This window comes from Cyanobacteria bacterium FACHB-DQ100, assembly GCA_014695195.1.
Taxonomy (GTDB): domain Bacteria; phylum Cyanobacteriota; class Cyanobacteriia; order Leptolyngbyales; family Leptolyngbyaceae; genus Leptolyngbya.
On sequence record JACJNW010000032.1, the window covers coordinates 39,301 to 62,408 of the forward strand.

20 protein-coding genes are annotated in these 23,108 nt (G+C 47.9%); 7 read left to right on the plus strand and 13 right to left on the minus strand.

All coding sequences use genetic code 11. The features are described from left to right. Positions 1–103: 103 nt before the first annotated feature. The 4 genes from H6F51_17240 to H6F51_17255 form a co-directional block, all read right to left on the minus strand. Positions 104–1,393, minus strand: a complete 1,290-nt coding sequence (locus tag H6F51_17240; GenBank protein ID MBD1824219.1) for a sugar ABC transporter substrate-binding protein — start codon at positions 1,391–1,393, stop codon at positions 104–106. 49 nt (positions 1,394–1,442) lie between these two features. Continuing rightward, positions 1,443–3,191 (minus strand): PAS domain S-box protein, encoded by a 1,749-nt coding sequence (locus H6F51_17245; protein ID MBD1824220.1) that lies wholly within the window; start codon positions 3,189–3,191, stop codon positions 1,443–1,445. 131 nt (positions 3,192–3,322) lie between these two features. Beyond that, complete coding sequence (locus tag H6F51_17250) at positions 3,323–4,510, minus strand: ATP-binding cassette domain-containing protein (GenBank protein ID MBD1824221.1); 1,188 nt, start codon at positions 4,508–4,510, stop codon at positions 3,323–3,325. Between the two features lie 27 nt (positions 4,511–4,537). Next, entirely contained in the window at positions 4,538–5,350 is an 813-nt protein-coding gene (locus H6F51_17255) for a hypothetical protein (protein MBD1824222.1), read from the minus strand. Positions 5,351–5,489: 139 nt separating this feature from the next. Between H6F51_17255 and H6F51_17260 the strand changes: the two genes are divergently transcribed. After that, complete coding sequence (locus H6F51_17260) at positions 5,490–7,028, plus strand: AAA family ATPase (GenBank protein MBD1824223.1); 1,539 nt, start codon at positions 5,490–5,492, stop codon at positions 7,026–7,028. After that, positions 7,029–7,403, plus strand: a complete 375-nt coding sequence (locus H6F51_17265) for a DUF1257 domain-containing protein (GenBank protein MBD1824224.1) — start codon at positions 7,029–7,031, stop codon at positions 7,401–7,403. Positions 7,404–7,449: 46 nt separating this feature from the next. On the opposite strand, the gene H6F51_17270 is transcribed toward H6F51_17265, so the two are convergent. Then, positions 7,450–7,647 (minus strand): ChaB family protein, encoded by a 198-nt coding sequence (locus H6F51_17270; GenBank protein ID MBD1824225.1) that lies wholly within the window; start codon positions 7,645–7,647, stop codon positions 7,450–7,452. Positions 7,648–7,752: 105 nt separating this feature from the next. On the opposite strand from H6F51_17270, the gene hemL reads away from it, so the two are divergent. After that, the gene (gene hemL, locus H6F51_17275) at positions 7,753–9,051 is read left to right on the plus strand and encodes a glutamate-1-semialdehyde 2,1-aminomutase (GenBank protein MBD1824226.1); all 1,299 of its coding nucleotides are present in this window, start codon (positions 7,753–7,755) and stop codon (positions 9,049–9,051) included. A 58-nt stretch (positions 9,052–9,109) separates the two neighbouring features. Here the strand turns inward: hemL and H6F51_17280 are convergent, their stop codons facing one another. After that, on the minus strand, positions 9,110–9,274 hold the full coding sequence (locus H6F51_17280; GenBank protein ID MBD1824227.1) for a metallothionein: 165 nt from the start codon (positions 9,272–9,274) through the stop codon (positions 9,110–9,112). 205 nt (positions 9,275–9,479) lie between these two features. On the opposite strand from H6F51_17280, the gene asnB reads away from it, so the two are divergent. Then, a complete protein-coding gene (gene asnB / locus H6F51_17285) occupies positions 9,480–11,519 on the plus strand; it encodes an asparagine synthase (glutamine-hydrolyzing) (protein MBD1824228.1) in 2,040 nt (679 codons plus the stop codon). A gap of 638 nt (positions 11,520–12,157) precedes the next feature. Here the strand turns inward: asnB and H6F51_17290 are convergent. Continuing rightward, positions 12,158–12,721 carry a peptidoglycan-binding protein gene (locus H6F51_17290; GenBank protein MBD1824229.1) on the minus strand — a complete coding sequence of 188 codons (564 nt, stop codon included), beginning with the start codon at positions 12,719–12,721 and terminating at the stop codon, positions 12,158–12,160. A gap of 128 nt (positions 12,722–12,849) precedes the next feature. On the opposite strand from H6F51_17290, the gene H6F51_17295 reads away from it, so the two are divergent. Continuing rightward, positions 12,850–13,686, plus strand: coding sequence for an ADP-ribosylglycohydrolase family protein (locus H6F51_17295; GenBank protein ID MBD1824230.1), 837 nt, complete (start codon positions 12,850–12,852; stop codon positions 13,684–13,686). Here the strand turns inward: H6F51_17295 and H6F51_17300 are convergent. Then, positions 13,683–14,426, minus strand: a complete 744-nt coding sequence (locus H6F51_17300) for an NYN domain-containing protein (protein ID MBD1824231.1) — start codon at positions 14,424–14,426, stop codon at positions 13,683–13,685. The two genes, H6F51_17295 and H6F51_17300, sit on opposite strands and share 4 nt — an antisense overlap. 139 nt (positions 14,427–14,565) lie before the next feature. On the opposite strand from H6F51_17300, the gene H6F51_17305 reads away from it, so the two are divergent. Both H6F51_17305 and H6F51_17310 read left to right on the plus strand, forming a co-directional pair. Then, complete coding sequence (locus tag H6F51_17305; protein MBD1824232.1) at positions 14,566–15,975, plus strand: DUF697 domain-containing protein; 1,410 nt, start codon at positions 14,566–14,568, stop codon at positions 15,973–15,975. 131 nt (positions 15,976–16,106) lie between these two features. Continuing rightward, positions 16,107–17,924, plus strand: a complete 1,818-nt coding sequence (locus H6F51_17310; protein MBD1824233.1) for an ABC transporter ATP-binding protein — start codon at positions 16,107–16,109, stop codon at positions 17,922–17,924. A gap of 40 nt (positions 17,925–17,964) precedes the next feature. On the opposite strand, the gene H6F51_17315 is transcribed toward H6F51_17310, so the two are convergent. From H6F51_17315 to H6F51_17335, 5 genes are all read right to left on the minus strand, one after another. Next, the gene (locus H6F51_17315) at positions 17,965–18,315 is read right to left on the minus strand and encodes a DUF2442 domain-containing protein (GenBank protein MBD1824234.1); all 351 of its coding nucleotides are present in this window, start codon (positions 18,313–18,315) and stop codon (positions 17,965–17,967) included. 140 nt (positions 18,316–18,455) lie between these two features. Further along, positions 18,456–19,541 (minus strand): glycosyl transferase, encoded by a 1,086-nt coding sequence (locus H6F51_17320; GenBank protein ID MBD1824235.1) that lies wholly within the window; start codon positions 19,539–19,541, stop codon positions 18,456–18,458. A 174-nt stretch (positions 19,542–19,715) separates the two neighbouring features. Further along, on the minus strand, positions 19,716–20,501 hold the full coding sequence (locus H6F51_17325; GenBank protein MBD1824236.1) for a trypsin-like peptidase domain-containing protein: 786 nt from the start codon (positions 20,499–20,501) through the stop codon (positions 19,716–19,718). 31 nt (positions 20,502–20,532) lie between these two features. After that, a complete protein-coding gene (locus H6F51_17330; protein MBD1824237.1) occupies positions 20,533–21,777 on the minus strand; it encodes a M28 family peptidase in 1,245 nt (414 codons plus the stop codon). Positions 21,778–21,858: 81 nt separating this feature from the next. Then, the gene (locus H6F51_17335; protein MBD1824238.1) at positions 21,859–23,103 is read right to left on the minus strand and encodes a two-component sensor histidine kinase; all 1,245 of its coding nucleotides are present in this window, start codon (positions 23,101–23,103) and stop codon (positions 21,859–21,861) included. Between the last annotated feature and the right edge of the window lie 5 nt (positions 23,104–23,108).

Genomic DNA, 23,108 nt, shown 5'->3' on the forward strand with positions numbered 1-23,108 from the left:
TCAGCAATCACAAACCAATCGACTTGTGTGTACAGGGTAGAAGGGCTGGGAATGAGGGCGATTCGCCCCCAACGCAGCGAGAAATCTCATCAATTCAGCAACTCTAAGCCTGACTATTCCAAGCCTGCGCTGCATCGTTAATCGCTTGATCTACAGTTTTCTTACCCAACATTGCCGCCTGAAGATTCTCGTAAATCGTCTGCTGCAACGTCTTGATATTTTTAACTACCGGAATCAACACCTCCGCTTCCTTAAGCTGCCCTGCACTGACGATTCTGGCTTTATCGATCGCAGTCGCATTCGCGGGTGCAGCCGTGAAGTAACCATCTTGTGCCGCTTGAATTGTCGAGGGCAACACATTCGCAGCTTTAGCAAATTCAAGCTGATTGGCATTATTGGTCAAAAACAGCGCAAACTTTACAGCAGCATCCGGCTGATCCGTATCTTTTGGAATTGCGATATTCATTACGGCAACATTCTTCTTGCGAGTATCGCCCGTGATTTGCGGAGCAGACTGCGAGGCTTGAGCGATCGTCGGTGCATTTTTCGCGATCGACTTGAGGAACTCCGCACCCGATGCCAAAATTGCCGTATTGCCCTGCTGATAGAGATCGATCGCGTGTCGATGTCCTTCAGTTAAGACTTCTTTTGGCATCAAACCATTTTTGTACATATCAACCCAATACTGAAATGCCGCTTTACCTTGAGGCGTATTAAATGCCGCTTTGCCCTGAGCATCGACTAACTGAACACCCATCTGCACAAACGATTCCATCACTTCCCCAGAATCATTCGGAACAACTGTGGCAAAGAACGCATATTTTCCAGTTTTTTCCTTGATTTGCTTTGCAGCTTGAGCCAGTTCTGCATAAGTCGCAGGCGGTTTGGAAATGCCTGCTTTCTTCATCAAATCCGTGTTGTAAATCGCAACTCGTGTGGTCAAATACCAAGGCACACCAAAGGTTTTACCGTTCAGCGTACTCGCTTGCCAAATTCCCGGAAAATACTGTTGCTTCACGTCCGCCGGAATTTTCTCATCGAGATTCATCCACGCGCCCCGCTCAGCCAACTGAGACGCAAACCCAGGATTAAGATTCACCACATCTGGAGCCGTTTTCGCCGCCACAGAAGTCAAAATCTTGCGCTCCATCTCTGCCCAAGGCACGTCTGTCCAGCGAACTTTTACGCCCGGATTTTCTTGCTCAAACTTTGCAAACAGCGCTTTGAAATAGTTATCAAACTGTGGGCTCAGTTGCATCGTCCAAAAATCAAGCTGACCGTCCGCCGCTCTTTGTCCGTTGGGAGTCCCACTGCCGCAACTGACCAGCCAACTAAGCACAACTCCCAAAATCGTAAATATCGTAAACGTTTTCCAAGTTCTAATCTGACGCATGAATCTACACAATGTCTTGCAGTGTAGCTCAGTTTACCGGATCAATTGCTCAACTCCACATTAACTGCCGCACCGGGATCTCAATTACGAAAGTTGCACCCCGTTTTGAGGGACGATCGCAGCTTAATCGTCCTCCATGCTGCTCAGTCACAATCTGATAGCTCACAGATAGTCCCAATCCTGACCCTTGTCCCACAGGCTTTGTCGTAAAGAATGGATCAAACAAACGGCGCTGTGTTGCCGCAGTCATGCCGATGCCGTTGTCTGTAATCGAAATCCGCGCCCACTCGGTTGAATCTGACTGTTGAAACAGCGAAGTTTGCACTGTAATTTCTGGAGTAAAGTCAATTTCTTCTGCAAGCCAGCGCTCATTAATTGCACCGATCGCATTAGATAGCACATTAATAAAGACTTGATTCAGCAAGCCTGCGTAACATTGGATCTTTGGTAGAGCGCCATAGTCTTTGACAATCTGAATGGCTGGACGCAGCAACGGACTCCCGCAAGCTCGATTTGACTTTAACAAATGCTGTAATAACATCAATGCACTTTCAATCCCTTCGTGCAAATCGACCGCTTTTAGATCCGCTTCATCATGGCGCGAGAAATGTCTGAGCGATCGCACAATATCGCGAATGCGTTCTGCTCCGGTTCCCATTGAGTCCAGCAGCTTCATTAAGTCGTGCCGCACAAATTCTAAATCCAGGTCTTCGAGTTCTTCGGCAATCTGTTCACTGGGAACCGGATGATCCGCTTGATAAAGCTGAATTATCCGTAGCAAATCTTCGATATAGTCTTTTGCGTGTTCAACGTTGCCGTAGATAAAACTCACTGGATTGTTAATTTCGTGAGCAATGCCTGCAACTAATTGCCCCAAGCTCGACATTTTTTCATTTTGAATCAGTTGTGCCTGAGTTTTTTGGAGTTGCTTAAATGCAGATTCAAGCTCTTGGGCTTGTTGACGGAGTTGGGCGTCGGATTGTTTGAGTGCAAGATCCGCTTGTTCGCGTTCTGCCTCTAACCGGATGCGATCGCTGATGTCGCGAGCCATTGAAACAACACCCGTGATATTTCCATCTGCATCTAAAATCTGGCTGTTATACCACTCACAAACAATGATTTCTCCATCGTCTCTGAGGTTTTGATTAATGCTGTGAATTTCACCCTGTTGCTCAAACAGCGTTTTAATAATCTGATTGACTTTTGCTTGATCCTGTTCCGGCACCCAACAGTTTCCATTCCGTCCTATTGCTTGCGATCGTGGAGTTTTAAAGATTTTTTCGGCTGCTGGATTCCATTCTTTCGCGGTAAATTCCGGTGTCCATTCGATAATCCCCATCGGTGCGTGTTGAATCAGCATCGATAGTCGTTGTTCTGACTTTAGAAGTGCAACTTCCGCCTGCTGTCGTTCGATCTCGCTTCTGGCGCGATCAATTCTGTCCGCATTGATTGAATCTTCGATTGTTCCGATAACAAAAGGATTTCCGTCTGCATCGTGTACGATCGACTTAACCACTGAAACCGCTTGCGCTTGTCCGTTAGCATCGTGGAGGTAGCCTGTCTGAATCACATCGGTTTCGCGGGTGAAAATGCCTCCATCGTCTCTTAATTCTGCGGAGAAGACGCGATCGGCACCTTCGAGGAGTTGTGCAGCGGTGTAGCGCGATCGTGCGACAAGGGCGCGATTCACAAACACAACGCGAGCATGACGATCTTGAATAAAAATTGGAGCCGCAACTCGATCGAGAACGTGACAAAAACTTAGTGCTGCGGTGGTCTCAATCTCCTGACCAATCATCGTGGAATCCCTGATACACGTCCTTTTTAGGATTCCCAGAAAGGAATTCTATTGCGCCAGCGAGCTGGTATGCGCTAATGCAAACCCTCCTGCCCAGAACAGAGATGCAGGCGACAAACTTTCAGTATTAGCTAAGGAACAATCACTGCTCCAGTTTTCTCATCAAACAGATGAATTTTGTCGATCGGCACAAACAATCTCAGAGCTTCACCCAGCCTGACGGTGCGATCGGGAGTGGTACGAACCTGCATGGTGTCTGACTTGTCAGCGAGTCTGACAGAGAGAACGGTTTCATGCCCTAAAGCTTCGATTAAATCGACTGCAACTAGAATGGTCTGCTCATTAGAATCGCTTAAACTCAGATGCTCAGGACGAATGCCTAGCGTAATCATTTGACCATCGTAGCGGCTGAGCGCTGATGCCCAGTGATTCGGGAGTGTGAGTTGAAATAGAGCATGATGCAAGGTCAATGGAGCGCGAACTTGCATCGGAATGAAATTCATTGGGGGCGATCCAATAAACTCAGCCACGAAGCGATTTGCAGGGTGATTGTAGAGTTCTAGCGGTGTGGCAAGCTGTTGAATCTGTCCGCCGTTCATGACGGCAATGCGATCGCCCATTGTCATCGCTTCGGTTTGATCATGCGTGACATAAATTGTGGTGGTTCCTAACTGACGCTGAAGTTTGACAATCTGCGCCCGTGTTTCGGCTCTGAGCTTTGCATCTAAGTTTGAGAGCGGTTCATCCATCAGAAAGACTTGCGGGTTTCTTGCCATGGCTCGACCGAGTGCAACTCGCTGTTTTTGTCCACCTGAAAGCTGTTTCGGTAGGCGATGCAATAATGGCTCAATTTGCAGCATTTGTGCGACCAGCTTGACTCGTTCTCGAACGGCGCGTTCTCGATCGCTGATGTAACGCATTCCACTGGGTAAGTTTCGCGTCGCTCCAACCGCTAAATTTTCTGTCCAATTCGCATTTTTTCCGTCTAACTTGGTGCGTCGTAGTCCAAATGCCAAATTATCATAGACGCTCATGTGTGGGTAAAGCGCGTAGTTCTGAAACACCATGGCGATATCGCGCTCTTTCGGTGGCAAATCGTTAACTACGCGATCGCTCACTCGAATGTTTCCAGCAGTGAGTTCTTCGAGTCCTGCAATCAGTCTTAACAAGGTGCTTTTGCCGCATCCTGAGGGGCCAACTAGCACCATAAATTCACCGTCTTCGATCAGGAGATTAATCGATCGCAACACGGCTGTATTTTCGCTTTGATCGCCCTTTTGATAGGATTTGTAGACGTTTTCGAGAACAACTTGAGCCACGGTATTGCCCTAATGCGTAGAAGCAGTTTATCGCATTTGCGGCAATGCAGAAATTCCCCAAATTCGCACCGTTTTATCTTCACTCCCGCTAACAATTAAAGACTGATCTTCATTGACAGCAACGGCTGTAACCAGGCTTGTATGTCCCTGCAATTGACAAACTTCCCGCCCTGCCTGCAAATCCCAGATTTTAATTGTGTTCTGACTGCCGCTAATGAGATAGCGATCGTCATTTCTCGTCACCGATGCAATTTGCCTTAATTTAATCTCGGTCGGCTCAATTTCTTGACCGTTTTTCAGACTCCACGATCGTACCTTGCGCTTTGCTCCTTGAATCATAAAAATATCAGCTTCGCTATCAATCGAAATGGTGTAAACAAAGGTATAAGCCTGAATGCTAAACATGACATCTTCAGCCGCAATGTCCCAAACCTGAATCAATCCCTCTCGACTCGCACTAATCGCGATCGCTCGATCTCCATACCGTAAATGCTGTGTTGCAACTGCGATTGCTGTAATTCCAGTGTGATGTCCTTTTAATGCCGCTAAACATTCAAACAATCGATAGTGCGGATACAATTGCAGTAGTTCTGGATAAGGTTGCAACAATGTATAAGCAACTTTCTGAACTGCGATCGCCGAATCATCTAAGGCTTGAACTAACAGATCTAGCCCTGCTGCTGTGTGTTGAATTTCTTGCAAGGCTGCAATTCGTTGATCGATGCGATCGCTCTTAAGCCGTTGCCGAATGCCGTCGATTCCTCCCAATACAGCGCTACCCATCATCGGACGGGCTAAATTTCCTAGCACTGCATCAAATTCGTTCGGGGAATTCGTCACACTGAGTTAATACCATACTTTCTCTAGTGTGCCGAAAATTCAATTTGCTGGCTGTGGTATATTCGAACCAAATTTCGTCGCGATCGTTCACATGGTTGCTACTCGCTCTCAGCAAGAAATTATCGAGCAACTCGATTTGATGTTACGCGCTCGATATCCACTGATTTACTTAGTCGGAGTCGAAGAGGACTCGATCGAAGCCGTTCTTCTACAAGTGTGCCAACAATCCGAGCGGGAATTACGATGCTGGGATATTGTGCGCGGTTGGGATGATAACGGAGCAGACAAAGGATCAGCGATCGCAGCCCTTGGACGCATTGCCAAAGCTTCAAATAATCAAGCTGCAGTTTATGTTCTGCGCGATCTTCATCCGATTCTCAAATTTCCGCTACAAGCAACGAATGCTCCAATCGTGCGGGAGATCAAAAACCTGGCGCGTGACCTGAAGCGCAGTCGTAAAACCTTGGTACTCACAAGCCATTCTCTTGATGTGCCACAAGAGATTATCGAAGAAATGACGGTAATCGACTTCCCGCTCCCTGATGTAGAAGAAATTGATGCGCTGATTGCTCAGATCGTTGTGGCGGAAAAGCTCAAACTCTCTCAACTGGGTCGCGAACAATTGGTAAAAGCTTGTCAGGGATTGAGCCGCGCCCGAATTCAGCGAGTATTAGCTAAAGCGATCGCAGCCAAACAACACATCAGCGAACAAGATATTGATAGTGTTCTTGAGGCTAAACGCCAAGCGATTCGTCAAACTGGAATTCTAGAATTCTTCACCACCCAAGAATCGCTCAAAAGTGTGGGAGGTTTAGACAATCTGAAAAAATGGGTACAAATGCGCCAAGATAGCTTTACCGAAGAAGCAAGGCGCTACGGCATTCCGAATCCAAAGGGCGTTCTACTTGCAGGCATTCAAGGTACAGGAAAATCACTGTCTGCAAAGACGATCGCGCACGAATGGCGCTTACCTCTATTGCGGCTCGATGCGGGTCGATTGTTTGGCGGACTGGTCGGGGAAAGCGAAAGTCGAGTGCGGCAGATGATCCGAATTGTCGAAGCGATCGCGCCCTGTGTGCTGTGGATGGACGAAATCGATAAAGCATTCGGCAACATTAATGCAGGCATGGACGGAGATTCTGGCACCAGTCGCCGTGTGTTTGGCAGTCTGATTACTTGGATGCAGGAGAAAACGAGTCCAGTCTTCATTGTTGCGACTGCGAATAATGTTCAAATTCTCCCGGCTGAACTCCTACGCAAAGGTCGCTTTGATGAAATTTTCTTCCTCAATTTGCCAACCGAGCCAGAACGACGCGATATCTTTCGAGTGCATCTTCAGAGATTACGATCGAGCCGACTCCGCGAGTTCGATTTAGCGTTACTCGCTCGTCAGACTCAGCAGTTTAGCGGTGCAGAAATTGAGCAAACGATCGTCGATGGAATGCAACGGGCTTTTAGTCAGGGCAGTCCTGGCAACCGTCGAGACTTTACAACTGAAGATATCGTGCGGGCGATCGAAGAATCTGTTCCCCTCGCTGCGATCGCGCGTGATCAAATCGATGCCCTGAAACAATGGGCTGCCAATTCAGGAGCACGTCCAGCTTCACAGGATATACAGTTGATCGAAGAGTTACGCGCCATTACTCGCCAGCGTGGAATTGATTTGGAGATTGAATAAATGTCACACTTTACGACGATTAAAGTTGAAATCAAAGACGGCGAAGTGCTACATCAAGCCTTACGCGAACTCAGATACAAAGTTGAGCAAAATGCACTTGTGCGAGGCTATCAAGGCAATAAAATTCAAGCAGATTATGTCATTCGGCGATCGAATGGCTACGATCTCGGCTTTCGACGCGAAGGCGATGAATACGTCCTGATTGCAGACTTCTGGGGAGCGCGAATCAATCAAACGCAATTTATCAATGAAGTTCAGCAAAAATACGCCCACAAGCAACTGCAAAGGACTGCCGCAGAGCAGGGATATACGATCGAAGCTGAAGAAGTCCTAGAAGATGGAACCGTGCGAGTCGTCGTCGGACGCTGGATTTAAATAGCTTGAGTGCCGTTGAGATTAGATTTCAACGGCACTCATAGATTTACAAAACTTCAACAATCGCGCTATTCAAACTCACCGCTTGATTTCTCACCGCACTCCAGGCAATTTGGTGCGCTTTCGACTCCTCCCCATACCACTGAAGCGCAGAGTTAAACGCTACCCTATAGAAGTGCTGGGCAGTTTCCGACAGGCGATCGCGAACCTCTTTGGGCAATTCGCGATTACTTTGGTACGACATTCAAGCCGCCTCCAGTAATGGGATAATTTTCAAGTATCCCGGCTGTGTGGACAAAACTCACCTGCCCTATGGAATATCTTCAGGATTTGATTTAAGGAGACCACTTTGATCACAGGTACTTTGAAAACCACCAAATCAGATGAAATCTTTGCGGCTGCTCAGAAATTAATGCCGGGTGGCGTAAGTTCTCCCGTTCGGGCGTTTAAGTCGGTAGGCGGACAGCCGATCGTGTTCGATCGCGTCAAAGGCGCTTACGCTTGGGATGTCGATGGCAATCAATACATCGACTATATTGGCACTTGGGGGCCTGCGATTTGCGGTCATGCGCATCCAGAGGTGATTCGGGCAATCCAAGCGGCGGCGGAAAAAGGAACGAGTTTCGGCGCGCCGTCTTACCTCGAAAACGTCCTCGCGGAAATGGTAATCGACGCGGTTCCCAGTATCGAAATGGTGCGGTTTGTGAATTCGGGAACGGAAGCCTGTATGTCGGTGCTGCGCTTGATGCGGGCATTCACCGGACGCGAGAAAATTATTAAGTTTGAAGGCTGCTACCACGGACACGCAGATATGTTCTTGGTGAAGGCTGGATCGGGTGTGGCAACGCTCGGTTTACCGGATTCTCCCGGTGTGCCTAAATCTACCACCAGCAGTACGCTGACTGCACCGTATAACGACCTAGAAGCAGTCAAACAGCTACTTGAAGAAAATCCGGGTGAAGTGGCAGGCGTAATGCTGGAGCCGATCGTCGGAAATGCTGGATTTATTCCCCCAGACCCCGGCTTCCTTGCGGGCTTGCGCGAACTCACGACAGAACACGGAGCGCTGCTGGTGTTCGATGAAGTGATGACCGGATTCCGTATCGCTTACGGTGGAGTGCAAGAGAAGTTTGGCATTACCCCGGACTTAACCACATTGGGTAAAGTGATCGGCGGTGGTTTACCTGTCGGTGCTTATGGCGGTCGGCGCGAAATCATGGAGATGGTTGCTCCCGCAGGCCCGATGTACCAAGCAGGAACGCTCTCCGGCAATCCGTTGGCAATGACGGCGGGAATTAAAACACTCGAACTGCTGCGTCAACCGGGGACGTATGACTATCTCGATCGCATCACTTCACGCCTGATCGCAGGTCTACTTGATGTCGCCAAACAAACTGGACATGCCGCTTGCGGGGGTTCGATTAGCGGAATGTTTGGCTTCTTCTTTGCCGAAGGGCCTGTTCACAGCTACGAAGATGCGAAAAAATCGGACTTGTCGAAGTTCAGCAAGTTTCATCGCGGAATGTTAGAGCAGGGGGTTTACCTCGCTCCATCGCAGTTTGAAGCAGGCTTTACCTCGCTGGCGCACACCGATGAAGATATCGATCGCACGATTGAAGCAGCACGATCGGTGATGTCAAGTTTGTAAGCTTTCTACTGAAATGCAAAAGCCGGAGGATTTACTTCTTCCGGCTTTTTTTAGTTTTTTAGCAGTTGCAGCCTTTGTGTCCACAGTCACCATGTCCGTCTTGATGTCCATCTGCACAGGCTTCGCTGCAATAGAATTTATCGTCTTTCTGAACAGCGCTATCGGTTGAGACGATGCACAGGCAAGGTTCACAAGCGCATTTCATTTGGGTTACGGTCGTCATCTTATTTTCTCCGAATCAGTTGGCTTGATTCTAACATCTGAATGCTTGTTCAGATATTACAAACTTCTACATAAAGCAGATGGCTTCAGATATTCATTCAAATAACAGAAAATCTTAAATTATTCCAAACAATAGATTCTTTGAAATGTGATCCTGCATACAGTGAGCAAAGCGAATTGATTTCCTAGTTGTAGGAGAAAGGTGTATGTGTGGCATTGGTGGTATTTTCCAGCACGACCCAGCAAGACCGATCGATCCTGCGGTTTTAATCGCAATGGCAGCCATTCAATCGCATCGAGGGCCAGATGGCTGCGGCTGGAAAACGATCAACGATCGCGGTGTCGGTTTCACTCATGCCCGTTTAGCCATTATTGATTTAAACGCCGATCGTGCTCGTCAGCCCTTTGTGTCAGAAAATCAGCAAATCATGATCGCTCACAATGGCGAATTCTATGACTACAAACGCATTCGAGCAGACCTGACTTCACGCGGCTATCAGTTTAAATCCAAAAGCGATACAGAGCTATTGATGCACTTAACTCACCGCTTCGGATTAGAAGGTGCATTACCTCATCTGCGCGGAGAATTCGGCTTTGCAATCTATGAAAAGCAATACGATCGACTCACATTAGTACGCGATCGCTTTGGCATTAAGCCCTTGTTCTGGACAATGACTCCAGAAGGGTTGGTGTTTGGTTCTGAGATTAAGGTCTTATTTGCTCATCCCGCAGTCAAGCGTAAAATTTCATCACACGGACTGTATCATCAACTCATGCAACTCATGGTTCCGGGAACGACTGCATTTGAGGAAGTTCACGCAGTTCAACCGGGACAGATGGTGATTGTTGAGCGTCAAGATGGAGAACTGAAGGTTCGCACCAAAACTTACTGGGATTTGAACTTTCCCTTACTCAGCGATCGTACCCAACAATACGACGACGAGTATTACATCGAAACGCTAAGAGAACGCTTTATCGAAGCAATTCAACTCAAGTTAGAAGCAGATGTTCCGGTGGCTTGCTATCTATCGGGTGGAATTGATTCTTGCACAATTTTAGGAATTGCTGCCGCCTGCCAACAATCTCCGGTGAAAGCGTTTACAGTTGGATTTGACAATCAGGACTATGATGAAACTGAGATTTCAAAACAAATGTCGCAAGCGGTCGGAGCCGATCAAGACATTGTAATGACGCGGGGGGGCGAACTATACGATCACTTTGCTCGCGCAATTTGGCACACCGAGCGCAGTATCTACAATACGTTTACGATCGCCAAACTGCTCCTGAGTGAGCACGTCCATAAAGCCGGATATCGCGTTGTTCTCACGGGTGAAGGCTCCGACGAACTGTTTGCCGGATATCCTCAACTGCGATTGGATATGATTCGTCACGGCATGAATGATGCCACTCCAGAGGAACGCGCCGATCTCGAAGCTTGGCTACAAGAAAGTAATCGATTGTTCCAGGGCAATCTACTAGCTCAAAAAGCATTAGATGATCCAGCCCTAACTCAGTTAGTTGGCTTCACGCCGAGTTGCTTACAGTCCTGGTTATCAATGGGGGCACAAGTTCCTGGATTGTTGCACCCGGAGCATCGCGCTGCAACTGCGAACTATTCACCTGGAGCAGCGATCGCTACCGCCCTTGATCCTGCTCAAATCTCCGCTCGACATCCGCTTGATAAAGTGCAATACATTTGGATCAAAACTCAGTTTGAATCACAAGTTCTGGGATGGGCAGGCGATCGCGTCGATATGGCAAACTCAATGGAAGCGCGTCCTCCATTCTTGGATCATCATTTAGTTGAATTTGCGGTCACACTCCCGCCATTGATGCGTTTTCGCGGCAAGCGAGATAAGTATGTGTTGCGGGAAGCAATGAAGGGACTATTACCGCAAGCATTGTACGATCGCCAGAAGTTTGCGTTTATGGCTCCTCCTTCGCATACGGATGTGGAAAAGCAAAGAGCATTGCGATCGCTGTGTGATCTGTATCTTTCAAACCGGGCGATCGCAGATGCAGGATTGCTTGATGCTGAGGCAGTGAATCAAGTGCTGCAACGCCATGCCGATCCGAACACACCGCTTTCTGCACGAACTCAGCTAGATGGCATTATCAATCATCTATTAAGTGTTCAGATGTTGCATCAGCAGTTTGTTGCGGCAGATATTCCGAGATTGGCAAGGGAGCGATCGCAGCACTTAAATTGGCGATCTCACCAACCTGTCCTCTCTGGGGTCAGCTAAGGCGAATGCAACGAGTTTCTCGCTTCGGCTCGATCGGCTTCTTGCCCCCTAAATCCCCCACAAGTGAGGGACTTTGAAAGCCGGAAAACTTCTTAAGCTTAGGGAATTGTTCTTCTCTAAGTCCCCTAGAATGGGGGATTGAGGGGGCGACCCGGATTTGACATCGGAGCGAACGCTTCCCATCGAACCCACATTCACAGAGTTGTGCGATGACCTCAAACATACATCAAAGGGTCTGGCAAAACGCCAAACCCTGAAAACTGTAGTCACTTAGTTGTATGTGTAGCTGAAACAAGAAGTAACAAGTAAGGTGGACAAAATCGCAAACATTCTAATCAGCATTCACCACACATTCAGCCAAATCAGGCTGTAGTTTTCATTGAACTTTAGCTTGCCTCAAATTGAACCATTAAACTGAAGTGAAAGAGACAAATCTGAAAGTAATTGAAGGTTGATCGTAGTTTCGCCTTTTAGACTTTGCGAGCGATTAAAGCAGGAGACACAGGCTTTAACCTGACTGGGAAGAAGGGTTTCAACTTCTTTTGTGTCTTGAATCTAAAGTAGCACTCCCATCTCAGTTCGGCTCACTCAATTCACTAATGTTTACAGCGCTTTACGGACTGCAACGATCGCCCAAACTAGCGTAAGATTGCTGCCCAAGTTGCACCCCCAACCACCCCATCAACCGCTAACCCAAACTTCGCCTGTGCTGCTTTTACCGCTGCTTCAGTTCCAGCGCCAAACACCCCATCAACTTCTCCGTCATACATGCCGATCGCTCTCAATCGACTTTGTAATCCTTGTACTGCTTCACCTCTCGCACCCCGTCGCAAAATCGGAAACGCTCCCGTCGGTGCAGGCTCAGAACGAACCGGACGTGCTTCAGGAGTCCGAGGCGCTGGAGTCAGCGTCGTAGGCTCAGAAGTGGGAAACAAGCGGTTCCAGGTTTCATTCCCAACCACACCATCGGCTGTAATTCCCGCCGCCTGTTGAAAGCGTTTTACAGCTTGATCGGTGCTTTCTTCAAATGCACCATTGACTGAACCTGAAAAATATCCTAAAAGTTTCAAAGTGCTTTGTAGCTCAGTCACCGTTGCGCCTTGACTTCCAACTCGGAGAATCGGTCGAGTCTGCGTCCATCCAGGCACGATCGTACTCAGCACCAGCGCAATCGAAATGATCAGCGATCGAACAGTCCGCATAGACAAGCGAGAATAAGGACGAATCATGAGACGCGATATCAGGGGGTAAGGTTGCATCGAACGGATTGAATCTGCCAAAAAACCAACCAAGTCAGCGAAGATTTTACACTAGGTTTCGAGAAATAATCATGCAATCTGCCCTTCTCTATCGATTTCAAGCCGCAATGATGGGGGCGCTAATCGGCGAAACGATCGCACTGCAATCGCTGAATCGGGTTCCTGCTCGTCGGTATTCGCTCGATCAGCTCATGCAGTTTTACGCGGAGTCTTTGATTACTCCGGAGCGAATCGAAACAGAAGACCATCCGATTTTTCGAGAGCCACTGACAACGGCGGAATCTGCGATCGCGCTTCTGCCTGTGTTCCTGTTCTTTCACGAAGACTTTCTGAAGCTGAGGCAGAATGCTCAGACTGTTCTGAGGCTATGGCAGAATTCTGCGGTGTCGGAGCTGGACTTACTGGCGATCGGATATACGTTCTCGCAAGCTTTACTCGAATCGCTCAATCCTCGCCGCTTTGTCACTTCGATGTTTGAAGTCTTGTTACCGCCGCCTGAAGGAGTTCCTAAGCTCCAGCGGCTTCAGCAGGTCGAAACGATGGTACAGCAGGGCATTGGACTTGAAGAGGCGACTCAGCTTATTTTGACGCTGAGTGATGCCACGCTGGGAGATGCTGCCGTTGCGTTAGCCTTGTATTGTTTTCTCAGCACGCCAGGAGACTTTCGCTTGTCGGTTCTGAGATCGCTACAAATCGGGTATCGGACTCCAACGGTTGCCGCACTCACTGGGGCACTTTCTGGAGCGTATAACAGCACGATCGGGCTTCCGTCCGAATGGCGCATGAGTGTTCCACAACAAGCTGAAATTCAGCAATTGTCTCAACAATTGTTAGCCAGTTGGTCAGGAATGTATGTGGTTAGACCGAGGAATTTTGCAGTTGCGGCTCCTCAAGTGATACGGCGTTAACTTGCTTTTTTCTTAGATTTTTTGCTATTTGCGGTGAGGCTAACAATATTCACATTCTCAGCTACAGGATGAACTAGCCATTCCTTTTTGATTAGCTCCAGTTTGACAACAGAATTCGCATTCTCAACAAACTTAAGAAACTTGCCATACCCTAACTTGCTGTGATCAAATGTTGGATCTTGTTTCAGCATTTCTGCTTTGAGTAAGGGGAGCGTTGTTGGTGTTTGAAGACTGGAAAGTGCTTGCCTTAATAATTTGAGTGCTTGGACTTGAGGATCAATTGCTGTTTCCGAAGTTTTATCTGCGTCGATGTAGATAAAGCGATCGCAACAATTTTGCACCGTTCGACTCAGAACCGATTCTCGACCAATTCCGATCGTTCTCTTACCGAGTGATTTCAACCGCCGAAACAATGGCGAAAAGTCAGCATCGCTGGTTGCCAGCACAAACCAAGAAATATCGGGCGATCGTGCAGTCATCTCCATGACATCTACAACCATCTGAATATCAGCAGCATTTTTGCCTTTAACGGGATGGTAAACGTGAACAAGTTCAAAGCCCAAGTTAATCAGATCCTCTTGGCGACCACTGATCGCTGCATTACTAAAGTCACCATAGGCTCGTTGAATCATCACCTGTCCGAGTGCATTCGCTTGTTGCAGCAAAATGCTTCCACCTTCTGACTTCAACCATCCGGATAGATTCTCAACATCTAGGAAAATTGCGACTTTGTTTGACATTAGGACATTAGTTAGGGGAAGTTTCGCTCTGAATGCCTTTATCATTCCCATCCGAAGCGCGAAATTGTACGGGTGTCTTTCCGCCGAGTTTTGCAAATTTGATCGAGAATAGAAATCGATGCCGTTGGTCTAGATTGCCTTGAGTCAAGCCCCTTCTAATCGCCCGAATCCCCAGGACACTCACCTCAATCGAGCGCGGGCAAGTTTGCGCCAAGCGTTTACCAATTATTCTCAGTTTTTGCGATCGACCAAAGATCCGCAACTTGAATCTGCATTAAAGACGGAACTCGAAACGATCTCAAGCAATTTGAAGAAGCTCGATCAGTACGTGCTGAGAATTGCGGTGTTTGGCTTGGTGAGTCGCGGAAAATCGGCAATTTTGAATGCGCTGATTGGAGAAAAGGTGTTTGAAACAGGTCCTCTAAACGGCGTGACGCAGGCTCCCAGCCTGGTTACTTGGTCGCCAAGTGGTGGGTTTGTGTCTGAAGGACGATCGATCGTGCCAGAGTCTTCGAGCAAGATTCGCATCGAATTGATCGATACACCGGGACTTGATGAAATTGACGGACAAGCGCGGGCAGAAATGGCGCAAGAAGTTGCCCGACAAGCGGATTTAATTTTGTTTGTGATTTCTGGAGATATGACGCGGACTGAATACAAAGCGCTCTGTGATCTCAGACAAGCACAAAAGCCGCTAATTCTAGTGTTTAACAAAGTTGACCTTTATCCGGATCAATCGCGCCAAGATATCTATCTCAATCTGCAAAGCTTGGGGGCTAGAACAGGAAATAGCGATCGCTTAGAGCAGCTTTTAACTTCAGATGAGATTGTCATGGTTGCGGCGGAACCCGCACCGCTGCAAATGCGCGTGGAATATCCAGACGGGCGAGTGAGCTATGAATGGGAAAGCCCACCTCCGCAAATTGAGGAATTGAAAGCGAAGATTCTGACGATTCTGAATCGAGAAGGTCGATCGCTCTTGGCGCTCAATGCGTTGACTCAAGCTAGAGTCGCAGAAGAAGAAATCGCGGCGAAAGTGATGGAACTGCGAAACGCCGAAGCTGAAGCCTTAATCTGGAAGTTTACCCGCTACAAAGCGATCGCCATTGCACTCAACCCGATCGCGTTTCTCGATCTCATTGGTGGCGCAGTTTCAGATTTAGCAATGATCCAAGCTTTAGCAAATCTCTATGGCTTGCCGATGACGCGCTATGAGGCAGGAAAGCTATTAAATACAATCCTGCTCAGTTCAGGAACATTGCTGCTCGGTGAGATTGGTAGCGGAGTTTTACTAGGAATGGGCAAAAGTGCAGCAGCTTTAGCGACCGGAGTAGATGGCAGTGCAGGATTCTCGGCATTCGCGGGAACGGCTGCTGTTCAAGCAGGCATTGCAGGATATGGGTCGTACTCGGTTGGACGAGCAGCGCAAGTTTACCTGGAAAATGGCTGCACCTGGGGCGCACAGGGCGCTAACACGGTGATTCGCGAAATATTGAATCAAGTGGATGCCAAAACGATTATTTATCGATTGCGGCAGGAACTTTTGTAATATCTGTAATACTTGTAGTATTATAAAAATCTTGAAGAAGTTGAGCAGCGTCCTGTCTCAATTTCCGTTGGCGCTTGGAATTTTTTGAATGTTGTCGGGGCGATCAACCCTCAGCCACACTGGGAGGATGTATGGCTAAATTTTTAGACATTCTCAAATACTTTCGCAACTACTGGAAGATTTCAATTTTCAGTATTGCGATGATGAGTTTGTTCGAGATTATTGACTTATTTGTGCCTTATACGATCGGGCAAATTTTGAATGTCCTGTCGGGGCAGCCGCTCGATCGTGTCTTACAAAGCCTGATCAATTCAACTGCACAAATCAGCCGAGTTGAAGTTAATCAATCCTTTACGCTATCGGTGTTATTGGTGCTAATCGCGATCGTGTCTGTGGTGCGTGCGCCGATTCAGCCGTGGTTAGGTGCCTGGTTTGCTTGGGATACTGCATTTCGGGCGCGTCGTGATAATGCTGGGGAATCGTTAAAAAAGGTATTGACTTTACCATTAGAGTTCTACGACGAGAACAATGCTGGACGGATTGCAGCGCGTGTCGCAAAAGGATTGTCAAATCATACTTGGATCTATCCGGATATGATTTCGCAACTGTTCCCGAAGCTTTTACGGGTGATTGGAATTGTTGCAGTGATTTGGTTTATCGAATGGCGCATCGCGATTTTACTGCTCGTTTCGTTTATTGGTATTCTCGCGTTTAACTTAGTAGGGCTGAAAGAGCTTTCTGACCAAGAAGAACGCTTAGATAAATACATGGAGGATACTGAAAGCCGCACTTCTGAGATTATCACCAATATTAAGACGGTGAAAGCCTTTGCAACCGAAACTTCAGAGCTGAAGCGCCAGCAGCAGAGACTTGATCGAGAGTTCAAAGTGCTGGACTATCGCATTCACAAAGGCTATGTAATGCTGATGATGTATGAGCGCACGATCGTTCAGACTTGTGTGTTCATCTTGTTTGCTTTAGCAGTCTGTGCCACAGCACAGGGCAAGATCTCGATCGGTCACTTTACAACGACTTTCACAATATCAAGTATGGCGTATGCGGAAGTACAACCGATTAGTCAATTTGCTGAGTTCTTTGCGCGGCGCTATGGTTCAATGGTGCGCTTTCACGAGTTTATGAAGCTTCCGGTTGGTATGGATGCTAGCAGTCTCGCACCCCATCCTGAAGCGGTACCGAAGTATCAGTTCACCGGGAAAGTTGAATTCTCTAATCTGCGGTTTGGTTACAATGTCGATCGACCCGTTCTCAAAAACATCAACTTACTCATCGAACCATATCAAACGGTGGCATTAGTCGGTCGATCGGGGTCAGGAAAATCAACGCTTGTCAAGCTTCTGTTCCGCTACTTTGAGCCGAATCAGGGCAAGATCTTGATCGATGGTCAAGACATTCGACGGTTGGATATTAGTGGCTATCGGAAGCGATTAGCCATTGTTCACCAAGAGGTTGATATCTTCAATGGCACATTGCTCGATAACCTGACCTATGGCAATCCCAACGCCACAATGGAGCAAGTCCGCGAAGCCTGTCGTATTGCTCAGGCAGAAGACTTTATCCAACAGATGTCAGCCGGATATGCGACGATCGTTGGTGAACGGGGGGTTCGACTCTCCGGAGGACAAAGACAGCGAATCGGGATTGCTAGAGCTTTGATTGTTGATCCGGATGTGCTGATCTTTGATGAAGCAACTTCAAGCTTGGACTATGAATCAGAGCGATCGATTCAGTTAGCAATGCGATCGATTCTGGGAACGAGAACATTGATCATCATTGCTCACCGACTGAGTACGGTGCGTGAAGCAGACAAAATTGTGGTGTTAGACCAAGGCAACATTGTTGAGGTTGGCAGCCACGAAGAACTGCTACAACAAGGCGGACTCTATCAACGCTTGCACTCGCTTCAGGAAACTGGCGAATTGTTAGCTTAATTCTACATAGCATGGGAAGTAAAAGCTTTCCCATGCTTGTTTAAACTGCATTTCGTTTTTGCCTTAATTGTTGCATCCAAGCTTTTGTTCCATAGATTCCTTGCAGCAGAGCGGGGACGGTTAGATCTACATCTAGTGCCTCCCAATGCAAGCCAATCCCAGAAGGAGTAATTTCAATGGTTGCTAAATCCTCTTCAGAAGCATCAGCCAATCCCTGTGCAAGTTCATGAGGAAACATAAAAGTTGAGCCGTCTTTTAGATGAATGACGACTTGACCAGAAGCACGATCGTAATAGGCAGAAGCAGCACGCGGCTCTGTGGCATCTACGAGAATTGCTCGATCGTAGGCACGATCAAGCTGTGCTTCTAAAGCTGCATCAAGGTTCTCCATGAATTTCTCTCCAAGCTTCTAACAAATTCGCTCTGATAGGAAATCACCAGTTTGGGAGGGTAGATGGTCATCTAAATAAATCACCACTCGCAATCCATCTTTTCTATGACCGTTGTCATTCACCGCTCTCACAGTAATTATTACAATGAGCGTAGATACTCCACGACCGATCGCGCAATGGTTAAATTTCCATCTTTAGCGAGCTTTTCTGTTTTACGCGGTGCGTTCATTGATTGAGTGATACCTTTCCAATCACCGTTAAAAAACTCATCGGTTGACCAAATTTGATGCGTTGCATAGTTCTGAATCCCTTCGAGCAACACTGGAGACTCAGCAAAACCCTCACGGGTAACAGTTGTAACCGGAATTTCGTAGCGGCAAGCCTCGGAAAAAGTGCTATATCCCGGTTTTGTGAGTAGACGACCACACACAGGCATGAGATCAATCGGGCGATAAAAGCGATCGTCTACTTTGATTAGATTCGGGAAGTCTGGAGCGTTTAGATCAAAACAAAGAAATCTGTAATCGGGATAGCGCATCACGTTTTCGTAGGGAATGCGATCGAGTCCCAATCCGCCAAATGTTGCCAAAATAATGTTTTCTTTCGGAGTTTCAGTTAGATCAAATTTCTCTAAAATCTCTGCGGCATCGAATCGGGGATCAACTCCGGTCAAGCCCACATCTGTAATGTGAGAAAACGCGCTCATGGATTCATGAAAGGGCATTCTGAACAATCGATCGCACTGAGCAAAACATTCCCCAATCCAATCTGCAACCTCAATAAATTCGCCGCCCCAATCGCGATAGATAAAGTCCCACCCAAAGTTACTCATCATCCAGCCCGGAACGCCTGCTGCTTTGGCGATCGGAGCCGCTAACGGTGGAATATCTCCCAACACTAAGCCAACTCGATTTTGACGAATAAAATTGGCCTCGCTAGCAATGATCGATCGCTGTTGTTGCTGAATCTGACGGAGTTTCTCTAAGGTTGCCGCTTTATCCATGGTGAGACTATCCCCTTGAATCACACCCACATCAAAGGCGCGGGGACGATGGATAAAATCTCCTGGAATATAAGCTTCCAGCAGCGATCGCGGAGCCGTGGTCACAAGGATTAATACAATCTCAGGATCGAGCCGCTGAATTTCAGCCGCGATCGAGGCTGCCCGGGTGGCATGACCAAAGCCATGATTGGTAATCGCAAGATAGAGAATTGGTTGAGGCATGGCATCTCGAAGAAACGATCAGAAAACAAGCTTAAGCGATTGAGGCAAAAATTGTACGGCTTATCTTCTGATGCGTCGCAGAACTGTTGTGAAGTCGGGAGCCGGGTGTCGCTTCCTTTTCAGCCCCCTACTCCCACTTCTTTTAGCGGTCACAACTCAAACAGGATCGTTATATTAACGCGCTGTCAAATTTGCGATCGGAGCCGAGACAATTCCTTGAGCGATCTGCTGGGCGCGATTGATCGGAATTGCAAATCCAATGCCTTGAGTCCCCCGAATAATCGCTGTATTAATGCCAATAACCTGCCCGTTCTGGTTAAGCAATGGGCCACCAGAATTGCCCGGATTGATCGCAGCATCGGTTTGGATATAGCCTTGACCATTCGGCGCTCCAAACGATCGCCCCGATCGCTCAGTGCCACTGATAATGCCAACCGTGACAGTATTATCCAATCCAAGTGGATTACCAATCGCGATCGCCCATTCTCCGGGACGCAGTTGATTAGAATTTCCCAAAGGAACTGTAGGCAAATTGTTTGCTTGGATTTTCACCACGGCAACATCAGCCTGACGATCTTCTCCGACGACGCGCCCTTCAAACTGTCGTCCATCTTTCAGCGTGACGGTGACTCGATTAGCTCGATCGACCACATGAGCATTGGTCAAAATTAATCCATCCGATCGCGTAATAAATCCTGAACCCACTCCGCGTACAACTCGCTCATTAGAGAAATTACCTCCTGCCGTGCGTGATGAATTAATCCGAACGACTGCCGCACCTGTACGATCGACCGCGTTTGAGACGAAGTTGGCATCAGGAGATGTAGATTGAGCTACTACGGGCTGTAGATCCACAATTCGAGCGGGGGCAAAGTGAGTCGTTGCGACCGCTGCGATCGCGGCGATCGCGCCAAATGAAACTAGCGAAATTGAAGTGATTGATTTTTTCAAAGCCATCATAGTGATTAGAAATTCCTTGATTGAAATTGAATTACTTCGACTGCAACACTTGATTAATCGATGCCAATGCCGTCTGTATCGTGTCGTTCAAACTGGTTGCATTGGTGATGCGATCGGTCGGTGAATGATAGTTCGGATCAGAGCCGCGATAGAAAAACAACACAGGGACTCCCTTCGCTGCAAACGACGCATGATCACTGCTGCTATTTGTTAAAGCTGGAACAAAAGTTGGAACATTGGAATTGAGTTGCTTGAGCTGCGATCGTAACTCAGCAGACCCGCCAATGAGGAGACGATCATTGATCCCCACCATGTCGAAATTAAACATGGCTGCTAAACCAGACAAAAATTGAGGCTGCACAGAATTTACGAAGGCTCTTGATCCTTGCAAGCCATCTTCTTCACCATCAAACGCCACGAACCACACTTCGCGAGCCAATGGCGTGTTCGCCAACCGCCGCGCCGTTTCCAAGACCACTGCTGTTCCAGATGCGTTGTCGTTGGCTCCAGGAGAACCGGAAACAGAGTCATAATGTCCACCTAACAATAAACGAGGTTGAGTTACACCAGAAAGACGAGCAATCACGTTGCGTCCGGTAATCGTTCGCCGCTCTGTATTGACAGAAACCTGTGCAGATGGCGCGTTGAGTAATTTTGCACCATTACTTTGAGTGATGCCGATCGCCGGAATTGCTGCCGGGCTGCTCAGCGTTCCTCGCAGGGGTTTGTCTTCTGAATTGATCACAATGACTGCGATCGCGCCCGCCTTTGCTGCGTTGTCTACTTTCTGTGAGAACGGAATTTCGCCCCGCCGCACAACCGCGATCGCACCCTTCACCTCAATCGATGCAAAGTCATTGGGTCGCCCCACATTGGGAACGGCGACCAACCGCGCATTGGCTTGACCTGCGATCGAATTGTTTAGAGCTTCACCTGAGATTGTCTGTCCATTTACGGCAACACTTGAACCTAGATCTCGAAACTTCGGATAGGTGAAGGTCTGCACCTCAGTTTGATAGCCTGCTTTGCGATATTCCTCGATCAGAAATTGACTTGCTTGCTGTGCGGCAGGTGTCCCCGCAACTCTCGCTCCAATCTGAATCAGCTTTTGAACGGTTTCTTGAACCCGACTATCAGATGGAGATGCCGCTTCAGTTGTACTGGCAGCAGCGGTATCTTCGGAACGGTTTGCTTGAATCGTACAAGCCGGAAGCGTTGCCAAAATGACAGCAAAAGCTGCATAGATGGATTTAACGGTTTTGTTCATTCGAGTCATGACGACAAAAAGGTTCAGAAAGCATCCTCACACCTACCTTTGCAAAGCGTTTCTTAAGCTATTTCCTATTGTGGAGAGCGATTATGACAAGGAAATGTCAGAGGTAAACCGGCTGGACGGTTTGAGCGGCAGTTCAATGCGGAAAGTTGAGCCACGATCGACTTCACTGATGACGCGAATCTGTCCCTGATGCGCTTCGATAATTTGCTTCGCGATCGCAAGCCCGAGTCCAAATCCGCCGGTTTGCCGAGTGCGGGCAGTATCTACGCGATAAAACCGCTCAAACACATGAAAGAGATCTGCGGCAGGAATACCGATTCCAGTATCTTGAATCTCAAAAACAGCGTGATTCGACTGAACGAATAAACGCAGTTCAATCATTCCGCCTGCGGGTGTGTATTTGAGTGCGTTCGTGATTAAATTGACGATCGCTTGTCTCAGTAAATTGGGATCAGCTTTGAGCCAGAGTGTTGCTTCCCGAATGTGGCTGGTTAGCTGAAGGTGTTTCTCGATCGCTTGAGGCGTATATTCTTCTATCAATGATTGCACTAACGCAGCAAAATCAATAGCATTCAGGGTTGCTGGATCTAACTTTCCATCTTGGCGTGACAGGAACAACAATTGATCAATCAGTGAACCCATTGATTGGGCAATCATCACAATCTGAGTTAACCGCGATCGCATTTCTTGAATGTCCTCCGGTGGCATCAGTGCAACCTGAGCTTGGCTCAAAATTCCAGCGACGGGAGTTCTGAGTTCATGAGAGGCATCGGCTGTAAAGCGCTGAAGACGATCGTAAGCATGACGCGTCGGTTGCAGGGCGATTCCCGCCAAAGTCCAACCAATGACTCCAATCACTCCAAGCGTCACCGGAAGACCAATGCTAAGAAATAATCGCGCTTGATCTAAGCTCTTTTGCAGCGAATCGAGCGGCACTGCAACTTGTAGATAGCCTACAATCCTCGCGCCGTTTTTTAGTGGAATCGTCAACTGCCTTAAAACACTGGCTGGAGATGTGATCGTTCTCCAGCCGATCGTATCTTCTAACCTCAATGGAGAACTTTGATCAGAAGCTTGAAGTCGCCTTCTTCGAGCATCATACAATCGAACATAAGCAAATTGAGGATTTGGAGTCATTGATGGTGATTGGTTGCTGCGGCTCAATTGACCCGTGAGAATCTGTGTTTGCTTCAGCAGGGTTTGATCAAATCGATCGAGTTGTTCATTCACAGTCAGCCCATAGCCGATCGTTGCAAATAGCGTCAGAACCCCGCCCATGGAGAGCGTGTACCAGTAGGCTAAATTCCGGCGGCTGCGGTGAAACATGAGAC